Genomic DNA, 11976 nt, shown 5'->3' on the forward strand with positions numbered 1-11976 from the left:
TCTGCTTAAAAACCGGAGTTCCGTAGTATATAGCGTCATCTACAACACCTCCGACTTTACCGGTAGGCCCTGTCATCATGCCAATAAAGTTACTCCAACTAGGGTCTAAGCCCCACGTTCCAATAGCCATAACCGTTCCTGAAACGGGATTTAAAGCACCAACACCGATAGCCATATTAGAGAGGACTCCAGCTCCGATTTTAGCGGTTTCCTCTGGGGTCGTTTCTAAGTAATCAGACATTTTTTCCCCAGCTTCTTCCGCAAGATAAGCATCGGGGGCATTTTTTTGAAAGGTTTCTAAGTGAACATGCATTCGTTGGCCTCGATATGTGACCCATCCCACCTCCTTATACACCAGATAATAGCGGATAGTTTCGAGGATAACTTCAAGAGGGAAATGGCAGCCTTTAAACACTAAGATTCAGAGTATTAAGTAAAGATTGAGTAAATCTTAACCTAGAGCTCCAAACTTTGCGACACTACCCAAAAGAGCCTAGATAATTCATTGAAGACTCTCACAGACAACTAAAGCACCTCTTTCTGTATAATTACTTTTGTTGACCAAATAACTAGACGTTGATAGGACCGCAATGGGTTCTCCGGTTTCAGCAGATAGACCAACCATTGAACTATAAGGAAGATACTTCATCTGAAAGTCGATCAAACTTTTGGATTTATAAGCATCTAATGTCCCTAGTTTCAATCCTTTCATTTCACAAAATTCCTGAGCTTCACTTGGTAAATAAAGTTTATGATCTTTCATGTACTCACCACTATCAGATTTATAGAGTTGGTTTTCAATAAACACTATTCGTTTTGTAGATTCTTCTTTCACACCCAGATGTGCTAAATTGATCGGAAAGTTGCCATATGTTTTGTCATCGTTGCCTGCTATAACTAGTAAAGAAAACTTAGACTCCATAGCATTAGATATATTTATATATAACCCAATAGGAGTTTCATCAGTATTTATATCATTAAATGGGCTTGTTTCTATTCGTATATCACCCTCAAGAATTGTTATCAGGTTGTTATCGTGTCTATTTTCTTTATCTATCTTAATTGACTTTAAAGAACCATCTTGGTAACGATAGCCTATATCTTTAATTATAGATTTGTTCATACCGATAAATAAGAAATTATTTATCACTTGACTTTTATAATTATTCTTATGATACCAATACATATTAATTTGAGTTGTGCCATTAGATAACACATTAACGTTATGCTTTGCTATTAAAGGTATTGCTGATGAATGTGGTTTATCAAAAAAGGAATAATTTCCATTCTGTATAATTTCTACAGATTTATCAGGCCATCCGTAAGTCATTCCACCGCTATGTAAAAAACCATGGTTGTGATGCTTTTCATGTAGGTAAACATTCGACGGTTTGATCCAACCAACTTGATAAAGCACATAGTCCACAACGCTTAACCAACCATTCCCAAGAGTTGCATTACCTACACTACTCCCTTTCCTATAACGTACTTCATAATTAGAACTCGGTTTATGATATAGTAGACTATATAACTTTTCCGTTACAGAGCTTGAATCATTATAATTACGAGATGTTATTGTTTTTGTTTTACCTTCAAAGTTGCAATGTTTATAACTATCAGTTTTAGTCGAGCTATTATTAGATTGTAATGCGGTTAAATAAGTTACGGCCTGCGATACATAATTAAAATAATTATTTATCGTTTTGTAACCTACAACTTCCTTAAAATAACTTTGTATTTGCTCTTCTGTCGCATCATAAGTACCAGAGTTGGAGTCATCTGAATTAAAAGATTTAATATCCACTCGAAAAAAAGGAGATTCCTCGTAAAATTCAGCAGAAATCACCTCTTTTAAATTAATTGGACTTATTAGGGTTACTTTCTCAAAAGGGTTAACTTCAGTCTCAATTTCATAGTAGTGGGAATCAATTTTCACCACTGGATGAAAAATGTGACGAGGTGTATTGTTCGTTAGAGCAAAGCTAGATTCACTTACAAAAGTAATTGTAATATGATCTAAATCAGTGCCTGCTTGAGCTTCGCGCGTTAAAAACTCAGTTTTAACGATCATTTCATTCGTAATCACCGTACTGGTCACTCCCACGTCCACGGTATTACTGGTTACGCCATCTTTAGTGGCGGTGACTGTAGTCACGCCCACTTTAACACCGTACAACAAGCCTGTAGAGGTTACTGTGGCAGTATCAGCATCGTCTGACGTCCACGTCACTGAGCTTGAAATGTCAGATGAAGTGTCGTCACTGTAGGTTGCTGTGGCTGTTAATTGTTCGGCTTGGCCTTTCGCGATATTAACTGGTGAAGGGGTCACTTGAATCGAAGTTATCACCGCAGACGTGACATTGACATCCACCGTGTTACTGGTCACGCCGTCTTTAGTGGCGGTGACTGTAGTCACGCCCACTTTAGCACCGTACAACAAGCCTGTAGAGGTTACTGTGGCAGTATCAGCATCGTCTGACGTCCACGTCACTGAGCTTGAAATGTCAGATGAAGTGTCGTCACTGTAGGTTGCTGTGGCTGTTAATTGCTCGGTTTGGCCTTTCGCTACACCAACTGGTGATGGCGTCACTTGAATCGAAGTTATCACCGCGGACGTGACATTGACATCCACCGTGTTACTGGTCACGCCGTCTTTAGTGGCGGTTACCGTGGTTGTGCCAGGCTCGTCACCAAATAAAACGCCTGGGTTGTTAAAATACCCAACTTCTTGGTCACTTGAATGCCAATCGGTTACACTTAAATCCGTTAAGGTGCGAAATGAACTGTCTGAGTAATATCCAATAGCCTCAAAAGATTGTTTATCGCCTGACGCAAGCGTCAGTTCGCTCACTCCTTGCGTTGTTATTGGTGAGGCGATGATATCAATACGCTCTAATTTTGCCGCTGGCTCTTTCGATTCAGAAAACGCGCCTTCTGAGTTGCAACCGGTTACTAGCATTAATAATGGTAAAACCAATATTGCAAACAAACCTTTAAAATTTTTACTCATAATAATACAATTTACTATTAAAGCTGAAAGCTGGGGATGGTCATTTCAACTCTGCGATTTTTAGCTCGACCGTTAGCAGTGTTGTTGTCAGCAATAGGCTGAGACTCGCCTTCTCCTTGCCATTCCAGTTGTGCCGGAGTAACGTCTAATTTGACGACGGCCTGAGCGCGACGCTCAAAGAGCTCTTGGTTATAGGATGCAGAGCCTGTCGAGTCAGTATACCCAACCACAACAGCTTGAGCTTGTGGGTAAGTGTTTAATACAGAAGCAATGTCAGTTAACTTCCCAATAAAATCATGGGGTTTGATAGAGTCAAAGCCAAACAATCCATCTGTAGCTTTTGTCGCAAAGGCTTGTATTTGATGGGGTATTTTTACAGTGACAACTTCTTTAACAGCTATCTCATCAACAATAGGAGTTGACGCTTTTTCTACTAACGCTGGTTGAGTTGCAGCGCCAAACGTATAAGTAAGAGCGACCAATAGTTCGTGGCTATCATATTTCCCTGAATTTGACTTACCAATCGTATCGACATATTGATAGCCAGTAGAAAGTCTAACATTTGGAGTAAAACGGTAATTAACTCCGACTTCAGCGAGAGGAGAGAAGCCAGTTGCCTCGCTCTTATCTGAAGAAAGTTGCGTTTTTTCCATATCCCAATAAGCAGCACCAAGTCGACTGTACAAACTTAGGTTATCTTGTAGATACCAATCGTAACGTAGAGCACTTTCAATCAACCTTACATTAACTGACGTGGCATCTGCTTTTAATTCATCATGATATTGATAACCTACATCCCAACTCCAAGATGGGGTAAATTGTAATCCACTGTATACACCAAAGATGGCGTTTTCTGGACTTGAGTGATTGTAATTATCGTCTAGAGCCTGCTGGTATCCTCCTTTCATTCCAAGAAAGAATTGAGGGGACTCTGTTGCGGCCAATACTGATGTGCTTAATGCACAGGTGAGTAAAATTATTTTTTTCATAAGGACAAGTATATTTGTTTTTTACGCTAGCTGATGTAGTCCTTTTTTTGCGGAGAGGTAGGGGTATTCCTGCATTGAATCGTCGATGTTGTCACCTTAACGGGTTCTGTCGCAAATTCTAATAAAGACAAGACAGAGCTATTTTTCAGGCGCAATTATCCTGCGAGCGTGTAAAAGTGCTCAAAAGCAGTGTTACCCTCAAGGTCAATTTGCCCTCGTTTAATCATCGTCCATACTTCTCTATGGCAGAGAGTGGCTGTCACTCCATCTACAGACTTCCAATCACCCATTGATGACTTTGTTCCACCTCATAATCTGGCGATTATGGATAGCTGGCTGCGCCGCACCTTAATCCTTATTTGCTATGCTCGTACTCAAAGAAATTGAAGAACTAAACAAGCAATAAACGCTGGGAGACCTGCTATGAAGAAAACCAAACCTGTTTGGTAGTTCATTCGATAGTGTTCGCGTTCGTCTTTTTCGAAATCATACCCTTCTACCATTTTGTAGACTTTATCTGTTCTAGGATCATCTAACCGAGTTGTTTTACCATGGATACCACCTTCCCACATTAGCTTCGCCAAAATCCATATGATGATGAAAACAAAGAAAAGAAAGTCGACCAACTGAGTAGTAGCAAAGAATGGAACCAACTGGGCTAGAGCTATAACAACAAGAGCCGCTGAGAGGTTAATTAGAACCACTTTTTTGAATAAATCGAGCAAAAGCAACTCCTAAAGCATAGCGCTTTCTATACGGCGACTGTACGTATTTTATGAGCAAATAATGCCTTCTTTCTTTTTAATCTTCAATGGTAAATCCATAAGATAGCAACTATCCAAACAGTTTAGATCGCCCTGTGACGTATAATTTGGACAACTGTTAGTTTCGGCGTTTTTCAAGCTAGTTGTCACTACTTGACTAATTATCAAGCAGCTTCTTTTTCCGGATTCAGGTGAACTTCTTCGGGGTACAACCCTTTTTCACGACAGTACTGGCCCAATTCGTTTTCAGTCATGGAAAACGTTTCCGCGACAATGGCTAACTTAGTTTGGGCAGACCAATGCTCTGAAGGGGTATGACTGTTTGGCACAACGGCTCCTGATTCTCGAAATTGTTTTCGCCAATAATACAGTGTCGCATCACTGATGCCTTCTTCTTTTGCTACTTCTGCCACAGAGCGAGAGTGCGGAGGTAATAACTTTTCAACACAGCTTCTTTTCTTTCTTGCGAGTAACGAGACATACTTCCTCTGTTACCGCCCCTTTGATTGGTTAATTTTTAATAATGACAACTCGCCTGACACAGGGGGAGCTTTATGTTTATTAGCAAATATCAGACATCAGAGGTAGTAATGAGAGATTTTCATCTTAGGTTTTTCGTAGATAGAAGATGGCCTGATGGCTTTGAGGAACAAGTATTTGATGATGACTTCGATCTATCTATAATTCCAGAGCACTCGGGTGCTTATGTACTTGGTACATCGGACGGAACTAAGCTTGTCTATCCGTGGGGAGCATCACCTGTATTTTATGTGGGTCAATCAAAAAATCTTCGTAAACGTATCAAAGATCATCTGACTTATACTCAGCAAGCAATGGAAGAGCATGATTCATATTGGTGACCAAGGTATCAATATGGCTTATCCATTGCTTGGTATTCAACTCGAGGTAAGCAAAATCCAAACAAGCTTGAAGCAGATCTGATTAATAATTTCTATGAAATGTATGGCTCTATCCCAGTAGCTAATGGTACGTGGCCAAGTGGATTAAGGCCAAAACACGGCAAGCGAGACGACTAAGCTTAACAAATAAGGATTAAGCGCTGCGTAGTTAACGTTAAATCCCAAGTATTGAACAAGTCCATTAATGTGGGCTCTATCACTACCAAGAGGTTAATTATAATCAACCTGAAAGTTGAGATTAAAACTATAGCTTCCACTGGGACTTGATTGAAGTGTTTGAAACTGAGCTCTTAATGGGAAATTAAAATTACTCTCTTTACCACTCTGTGGAAAGTCATACTTAGTATCAAAGAGTAACGCATTGGTGCTACCATTACGCAGACTCGAAATGGTCATCATTACGCTTGGTACTTCCGCGCCGTAGTGTTTCGCTGACATCTTGTTTGACTCTGTCGTCACGTTGCTTCCCCCTGCTTTAAACGTCCATGAAACATTACTTTGCATACTATTTTTACTATTGCAGTTTAAATTAACATTAAATTCACGACTAACATGATTACCAGGGCTGACATTAGCTAGTATTTGTGTTGGAGTATAATTTAGAGAGCATGTTGAATCAAAAACATCTACGCTTGTGCTAGGAGTAGGGTCGATATACACATAAGTCAATCTATCGGAATTTGTAAAAAGGCTACTTGCAATCGCGAATGGGAAGTTTGTGTTGAGTTTAAAAGAGTTTTGTGCGTTAGCTGTAACTTTGCCAACTTTTTTTACATTAAATAACTGCTTATTTATAGTGCCTGAATATATGTTTCCATTTCCACTTTCAACTTGGTGTATTAAGATAGCTGAATTCTGACCACCATAAGTCGTAACCTTTAATGGTGTTTCAAGTTCTATACCCGTGATATTTGAGTAAAACGCATTAGAACTACCTGATTTATATGATTGTTTTGTATTGCGGGCGTGAATGTGAATATCATATTCATGAGACTTGCACCTCCAACTAAAACTTACGTTTATACTTCCAATGTTCTCTCCGATGTGAATATCGCCAATGGGGATGCCTTTTCCTGTAAAGGTTGTTGTGTAATTACTAATCTCGCATTTAGCTTCGTCTAATGATGCAAAAGCATTTGTAGAAAGAAAGATAAAAAGAAAGATAAAAAGAAAGATAAAAACAACCCATTAACATGATAATTAATAGCACTACATTAGAATTCTCTACATTACCTTCTAATGGTAGAGAGGCCCGCCTTTACGCATATTATATCAGTTTTTCTTTCTCGATGCCTTATGGCTAGTGAAGGATTTTTCTTACTCGGGTGGTATCTTAGTTGTCTTTTTTTTGTAAGAAAGCGCTCCATTGCAAAATTGTTGGTTAACAGAGGAAGAAGCACTGCACAAAACCCCTGATAGCACACAACCACAATTGGGTTTGCCATACTTGCAACTACAAAGCCTTTCAAATAAAAACGTGCTGCGTATTTATTTGAAGCATGGTGATATCACCATGCAATCTAGCAAAGTGTTTCTTCTGTTTAGCATCAATACTGTATTGAGTGTTGGTATTTTTCGCGTCACTTTCAACCTGAAGTAATTTAAAATAATTGATTTCTCTGCGCCAACTCAATCGAGAGTTCCATTGCGGTTCCTTTGCGATAACATCTGCATAGGGCATTCCAACCAATACAAAGGATACACCGGCTTCCTCACTGATATATTTAAATGTATTCGCGATGGTTTGTCTTTCATCCGCAGTCGAAAACTCCACAAGCTCTTGAATTTCATTAACAATGATGAGCTCGACAGATTTACGTTTTAACTGCGTTACCACTCCTTCAGCAAGTGCAATTTCATTCCTCTTTCGTACTGAACGTCCTCCTGATTTTGAGTCCAGATCAACTAGAAATTGAGTCAGAGTATTTTGTTCATTTACTCGACTAGGAATTCGGGTACTTAGGACTGTTTGCTTGGACCAACTCGATCCTGTCTTAAAGCGTGAAAGGTAGTTATTGATCAAAGCGGTTTTTCCACTTCCAGACTCGCCGGTTAATAAGAATGACTCAGGCTCACCGCCTAGTGATTGATTAAAGCGAAGTTGGTCAAATATCGAAAATATCTCCGTAATTTCGGGATACTCAATAAAACAATTATCGTAGGCTTTCAATTGATCACACTGCATGGAAGTAAAGTTCACCATTAGTAACCCTCTATATCTTCAAGATCATCATCGTCCAATGAGAGTTGAGTACTAACAACGTTTAATGCTGAATTACTGCTTCCATTTTTTCTAACGATTGAGCCAGGTCCTTCGGTGCCAACATCTCTGTATTTTGCAATTTTCGAAGTGTTCCCTGTTTTAGGTTGGGTGAGCTTTTTGTTTTTAGAACTACGCATTCTCTCTGCTTCCCCTTCAATAAGAGCCTCCATATAGAGATAGGTATCTGCTAAAGACTCTTCATTGACGAGGCTACGGGTATTCAACCTTCGCACTCTTTGAATTCGCTCATGTTCGAACAAAGAAAGCCCATTGGTATAGCCGCTGTTATCAACCGCTGGGACTTTTATGTATTTCTTTTCTGATTCAAGAAAAACGTAGATAGCGCTTATGTCCGACGGATCGGTTTTTGTCCTGACGAAGAGTTTTCCTTGTGAATTGACCGAATTGTATTTTCGATACTCTATGAGCTCATCCGATTGGTAGCGTAAATTGTGCAACCTGATCCCAGCTATCCCTATCGTCCGGTGCCGTAGCAACCCCAACTCAATGCGTAACTCTGCGGCAGCTTGTCCTTGATAGAAGTTTGGAAGCCATTTCGATTCATGCCACTTATGATAAGGGACATTCCTTTCTCGACTATCTGAGTCCATGTGATAGCGGTCGATAACCCATTTATGTATTAACTCCATAAATACAGAAACTCTAACCGCAGACTCTTTTTTAGGATCGTAATCTTTAAGTTGGGTGGGGTTGGCGAATGTTTTTCCAGGCAGAGCGTTAACCAACCCCTTGTTTAGTTGGTCAAATAACTTTTCTATACCGGTCTTTCTCCACGGTTTTGCAGCTTGGCTATATTGAATGTCCGACACTAAAGGTCTCAAAGAGTCCTCTAGGCTATCACTCCAAAACTCGGCACCATTATCAACGACCAGATAGTCTATTTTTCCATGACATGGCCAATCATTCGTTATTGAAGGAAACTTATCTTTTATCCAGCTTTTATCTAGCAATGTACTCAACAACGCTTTTCTGACGGAATCAAAACTAGGCTCTCTAAAGTTAACGCTGAAGCCGACGATACATTTACTAAACCTGTCATAGAGCATGGTTAGATATGGGCGACCTAATGGAATATCTAACTCATCATCAATGAGAATGACTGGGACCGGAGTATGGTCAATTTCAACGTACTCCATCGGTTTCGTCGCTTCTATTTGCTGGCCTACAGAGCGGAACTCTCGATCTGCATGTCGCTTTCCATACCTTTCCACTGCAACATCATAGGGTGGTAAACTATTCACTCTGTCATAAAATGCTCTTTGGCTAATTCGCTTGATTTTGCCTTCGACAATTTCTTGATTGGCTTTAATTACTCGGCTTTTGTAATAGCGGTAAGTTTCCGCGACGCTTAGACGCTCTTTGGTCAGGTATTTCTTTTCAATCGCTTCATCAATGAGCGACTGTGAATCTGTATGAACGGTTCTATTGCCTTTTTGGGCGTGTTTAGGAATGAGCGAAAGAACAGATCTTCCTGACTCAAAATACATTTTTTTCCAGCCAGCAAGAACTCGCCAACTCGGTGGAGATAACCCTAGCTCTTGTTCAGCCTGATTTAAAATCGGTACAAGATTTTTTTCTGTCCAGCCACCTTTTAGACGTTTTTCAGTAAATTGAATGACTTTAAGACGTCGTAATGCTTCTTGTTGAGTTTTTACAGGATAGGTATCAATGGAAGGGAGATACGATTTATCTTCTTCAAATAAATCACTCGGTATTTGAGTTGCTAATTCCACTTCTTTGGCAGAAGCTTCCATTTCATCAATGAAACCAAAAACGTCATCAAAATCTGACGTCATACCTAACACCAAACGTAGCTATTCAAACCAAAATCAGAGCATCTAATATCAGTCTTAACTCTCCCTGACGATAGCCAACAGAGTGTTGATATCAGAGTTTCATGCTCAGATAGTCCTAAGTGGTCGGAGATTTCGCGTAATTGTACTTTCTGTCTACGTTGTATAAACCCGAGAACAGACTTTTGCGCTTTAGTGATGGTATGCAAACCAGAGTAACGATGGAGTAACTTTAAGTTACTGAATATGGGGTCAATCCGAATTTGTTTCTCTGTCACTAAAACAAGGCGTTTTCCTTGCTCTTCTAGTGCTACTCGTTGTTTTTCAGCAAATCGGAGTCTGAAGTCTGGTTTTAAAATCTGGCTTGAGTGCTTAATCTCGATAAGAGTAGATTGGTCATTATGATCATCGGCTAAAAAATCTGGCGTATAACGACACTTGCGACCATTAAAGTAGTAATGAAAACCGTGTGGTTGAGATATGTACCCTTTAACATCAGGGTTATATTCGAGATGGAAACAAAAATCGAACTCTAAAATAGAGAGGGTGCGAACGACAGCATCGTTTTTCAAGCTCATGAACTTGCAGATGTTGTGGACGTGAGAGGATTTTTTGGTTTGGTCGAACATAGTGCGCATCACTTTTGTTGTAAACCTACAACAAAAAATAGACTATGCTGACTTATAGTGCAAATTTGCTAACTTCTTTGCAATTTATGCTAAGTTAGTTTGCAAACATCAGATGGGTGGAAGCCCCAGCCACATCCCGGCACACAAGTCATCCGCTGCGGCTGCTTCCTTCCGGATCTGACCGAGTTCACGAACTATTGTTGCGGGAGGACCAGGGCCTCCATAGATTCTGTTGATTTTGCGCTAAGGCCAAATCGTGGAAAGGATTATCAGGTATAGGCGCATTGAATGCAATAGCTAAGCAGACTTTTTAGTGTAAGTTAGCGTTAAGTGACTAGAGATTAAACAAAAAGGCATTAAAGCGAACTTCAATGCCCATATGAAAGCCATTTTGCTAACAAAAATCAGTGTTCTTGGTTTTCACGGTCACTTCGCAAAATGTAGTCCGTCATCCATGCCGTCCCTAGTAGGCATATCCAAACAACAAAAACAGGCTTGGGTACGTCAACACCAGGGGCAATGACAAGCGCGGCAAAACCAACACTCGGCAGTGTCCAGCACAGCAGTTTATTCCAGCGGAAGGTTGGAAGCTTACCAAGACTCTCCATTGAGGCGAGCATACCGGTAAAACACAATGCGATGAGCGCAGCATGGGGTAGACCTGCGGCCCAAATTGGAATGATCAGCGCCAGTGACCACCAGCTGTGTTTATTACTGCCCTTCCAATGGCTCGCTGCATACCATGCCACAAATACCGCAAAGCCTTGAATCAACGTGACCATTGGGGTGCCCCCTAGCTTCCCAGACAACTGAGTCATCATAATTCCGACATTCAGTGTGATAACAATCAGGCCAACGAGGCAAACTATCCAAATGTTGCTGCGCCGAGAAGAGGCGACCATAAATACCGGAAGGAGAATCCAAACCGCAATGGACATGGCGATACTTTGCATTGGCAATGTTATTCCATACACCACCATTGCCGCGAGCAAAGCTAGACCAGCCACCCCTCCTTGTGGAAGCACCCATAATGCTGGAATCATCAGCGCTAAAACGGGAATATCACCTTCAGTAACGCTAATTGCTCTGGCGCAAACCATGGCAAGAATACTTGTGATTACGAACTGAAACACCGAAAATACCATTGCTCCTCCCTATACCGATCCATGGCACATTGAACTAGGACTACATTCAGTATGGAACAGTTTCGAACACAAATCTTTGCTGTAATTCACCAAATTCCGCATGGAACTGTGACAACGTACGGACAGATTGCAAAAATGGCTGGCTATCCTGGCTACGCTCGACATGTTGGCAAGGCACTGAGCGACTTACCAAAAGGCAGTACCCTTCCTTGGCATAGAGTGATCAATGGTAAAGGCGAAATTTCATTAACTGGCGAACGTTTCAGCGTCCAAAGAGCAAAACTATTGGAGGAAGGGGTTGTCTTCACAGCAAGCGGTAAAGTCAGCTTACGCACTTATGGCTGGCAGGTATAAATGAAGTATCGGGTTCGATGCGTCGCGGCTGAGCGAAACCATTATCGGACTAAACCGCTACCTGGCTAAGCGAATAACCAGATAGCGA

At 40.8% G+C, this 11976-nt stretch carries 11 protein-coding genes, 1 other RNA gene and 3 pseudogenes; 3 read left to right on the forward strand and 12 right to left on the reverse strand.

The window, feature by feature from the left end:
* From MD535_RS15155 to MD535_RS15175, 6 genes and pseudogenes are all read right to left on the reverse strand, one after another.
* On the reverse strand, positions 1-313 hold a 313-nt coding region (locus tag MD535_RS15155), incomplete at its 3' end, for a hypothetical protein (RefSeq protein WP_265675870.1).
* A gap of 33 nt (positions 314-346) precedes the next feature.
* Positions 347-415: pseudogene (locus tag MD535_RS26425) on the reverse strand (IS6 family transposase); the annotation flags it as partial.
* Positions 416-502: 87 nt separating this feature from the next.
* Complete coding sequence (locus tag MD535_RS15160) at positions 503-3010, reverse strand: Ig-like domain-containing protein (RefSeq protein ID WP_265675871.1); 2508 nt, start codon at positions 3008-3010, stop codon at positions 503-505.
* 17 nt (positions 3011-3027) lie between these two features.
* Entirely contained in the window at positions 3028-3999 is a 972-nt protein-coding gene (locus MD535_RS15165) for an OmpA family protein (RefSeq protein WP_265675872.1), read from the reverse strand.
* Positions 4000-4373: 374 nt separating this feature from the next.
* Positions 4374-4724: a hypothetical protein gene (locus tag MD535_RS15170; RefSeq protein ID WP_265675873.1), complete on the reverse strand. Its 351-nt coding sequence runs from the start codon at positions 4722-4724 to the stop codon at positions 4374-4376.
* A gap of 233 nt (positions 4725-4957) precedes the next feature.
* A pseudogene (locus MD535_RS15175) lies at positions 4958-5244 on the reverse strand (transposase); the annotation flags it as partial.
* Positions 5245-5317: 73 nt separating this feature from the next.
* Here MD535_RS15175 and MD535_RS15180 point away from each other — a divergent pair.
* A complete protein-coding gene (locus MD535_RS15180) occupies positions 5318-5623 on the forward strand; it encodes a GIY-YIG nuclease family protein (protein ID WP_265675875.1) in 306 nt (101 codons plus the stop codon).
* A 270-nt stretch (positions 5624-5893) separates the two neighbouring features.
* Here MD535_RS15180 and MD535_RS15185 read toward each other — a convergent pair whose 3' ends face one another.
* Positions 5894-6187: a hypothetical protein gene (locus tag MD535_RS15185; protein WP_265675876.1), complete on the reverse strand. Its 294-nt coding sequence runs from the start codon at positions 6185-6187 to the stop codon at positions 5894-5896.
* 928 nt (positions 6188-7115) lie between these two features.
* On the opposite strand from MD535_RS15185, the gene MD535_RS26320 reads away from it, so the two are divergent.
* Positions 7116-7283, forward strand: a complete 168-nt coding sequence (locus tag MD535_RS26320) for a hypothetical protein (RefSeq protein WP_390902944.1) — start codon at positions 7116-7118, stop codon at positions 7281-7283.
* Here MD535_RS26320 and MD535_RS15190 read toward each other — a convergent pair.
* The 5 genes and pseudogenes from MD535_RS15190 to MD535_RS15210 all read right to left on the reverse strand — a co-directional run.
* Positions 7203-7868, reverse strand: a pseudogene (locus tag MD535_RS15190) (TniB family NTP-binding protein); the annotation flags it as partial. The gene MD535_RS26320 and the pseudogene MD535_RS15190 sit on opposite strands and share 81 nt — an antisense overlap.
* Before the next feature lie 17 nt (positions 7869-7885).
* Positions 7886-9763 (reverse strand): Mu transposase C-terminal domain-containing protein, encoded by a 1878-nt coding sequence (locus MD535_RS15195; protein WP_265675878.1) that lies wholly within the window; start codon positions 9761-9763, stop codon positions 7886-7888.
* A 2-nt stretch (positions 9764-9765) separates the two neighbouring features.
* Complete coding sequence (locus MD535_RS15200) at positions 9766-10389, reverse strand: TnsA endonuclease N-terminal domain-containing protein (protein ID WP_265675879.1); 624 nt, start codon at positions 10387-10389, stop codon at positions 9766-9768.
* A 120-nt stretch (positions 10390-10509) separates the two neighbouring features.
* Positions 10510-10606: signal recognition particle sRNA small type (gene ffs, locus MD535_RS15205), an RNA gene on the reverse strand.
* 187 nt (positions 10607-10793) lie between these two features.
* Positions 10794-11534, reverse strand: coding sequence for a VP0952 family biofilm-associated protein (locus MD535_RS15210; protein ID WP_265675880.1), 741 nt, complete (start codon positions 11532-11534; stop codon positions 10794-10796).
* 51 nt (positions 11535-11585) lie between these two features.
* Here MD535_RS15210 and MD535_RS15215 point away from each other — a divergent pair, with 51 nt between their 5' ends.
* Positions 11586-11888, forward strand: a complete 303-nt coding sequence (locus MD535_RS15215) for an MGMT family protein (RefSeq protein ID WP_265675881.1) — start codon at positions 11586-11588, stop codon at positions 11886-11888.
* Positions 11889-11976 lie beyond the last annotated feature (88 nt).

The sequence above is a fragment of the Vibrio qingdaonensis genome (genome assembly GCF_026191675.1).
Taxonomy (GTDB): domain Bacteria; phylum Pseudomonadota; class Gammaproteobacteria; order Enterobacterales; family Vibrionaceae; genus Vibrio; species Vibrio qingdaonensis.

Excerpts from the sequence above, each read along its gene's own strand:
- MD535_RS15160 (WP_265675871.1), bottom strand. The coding sequence starts at position 3,010 with ATGAGTAAAAATTTTAAAGGTTTGTTTGCAATATTGGTTTTACCATTA.
- MD535_RS15165 (WP_265675872.1), bottom strand. The coding sequence starts at position 3,999 with ATGAAAAAAATAATTTTACTCACCTGTGCATTAAGCACATCAGTATTG.
- MD535_RS15180 (WP_265675875.1), top strand. The coding sequence starts at position 5,318 with ATGTTTATTAGCAAATATCAGACATCAGAGGTAGTAATGAGAGATTTT.
- MD535_RS15185 (WP_265675876.1), bottom strand. The coding sequence starts at position 6,187 with ATGCAAAGTAATGTTTCATGGACGTTTAAAGCAGGGGGAAGCAACGTG.
- MD535_RS15195 (WP_265675878.1), bottom strand. The coding sequence starts at position 9,763 with ATGACGTCAGATTTTGATGACGTTTTTGGTTTCATTGATGAAATGGAA.
- MD535_RS15200 (WP_265675879.1), bottom strand. The coding sequence starts at position 10,389 with ATGTTCGACCAAACCAAAAAATCCTCTCACGTCCACAACATCTGCAAG.
- MD535_RS15210 (WP_265675880.1), bottom strand. The coding sequence starts at position 11,534 with ATGGTATTTTCGGTGTTTCAGTTCGTAATCACAAGTATTCTTGCCATG.
- MD535_RS15215 (WP_265675881.1), top strand. The coding sequence starts at position 11,586 with ATGGAACAGTTTCGAACACAAATCTTTGCTGTAATTCACCAAATTCCG.